Genomic DNA, 535 nt, shown 5'->3' with positions numbered 1-535 from the left:
TACGAATCAAACTGAAGTACGCATCCGATTTAGCATCGCTACGCTCTTGTTCAGTTTGCTCACCAAACAAGCTATCCCAGAAGCTTTCTGGGAACGAGAAATTAAAGTGAACACCAGAGATGATCTGCATCAGGCTACCGTAACGGCGCTTTAAACCTTCACGGTATAGAGTCTTCATCTTACCCGTGTTCGACGTGCCATATTGAGCCAGCTGAATGTCATCCTCGCTACCTACGTAACAAGGCATAGACAGTGGCCATAGCTTTTCACCCTCTAGCTTGGTTTGCGTAAAGTGGTGAATGTCTGATAACTGGTTCAGAAGTGTCGGGACGTCATTCGAGACTGGCGTAATGAATTCAAGGAGCGATTCTGAAAAGTCAGTCGTCACCCACTCGTTGGTTAACGCAGAACCCAAAGCTTTCGGGTGAGGACCAGTCGCTAAACGACCATCTTCCTTGTAACGGAGCGTTTCTCTCTCAACGCCACGACCAAACTGAGAAAAGGTCTTTGGGTTGGTTGCAACTTCCTTCAGTCG

1 pseudogene is annotated in these 535 nt (G+C 47.7%); it reads right to left on the bottom strand.

Going from position 1 to position 535, the window contains the following annotated elements:
- Nucleotides 1-535 (bottom strand): annotated as a pseudogene (locus KIV40_RS30010) (glutamate--cysteine ligase); the annotation flags it as partial.

It is taken from the genome of Vibrio sp. D173a, from assembly GCF_030248475.1.
Note: the sequence above shows the minus strand (reverse complement) of the source record. Positions and strands in the feature narration are given on the sequence as shown.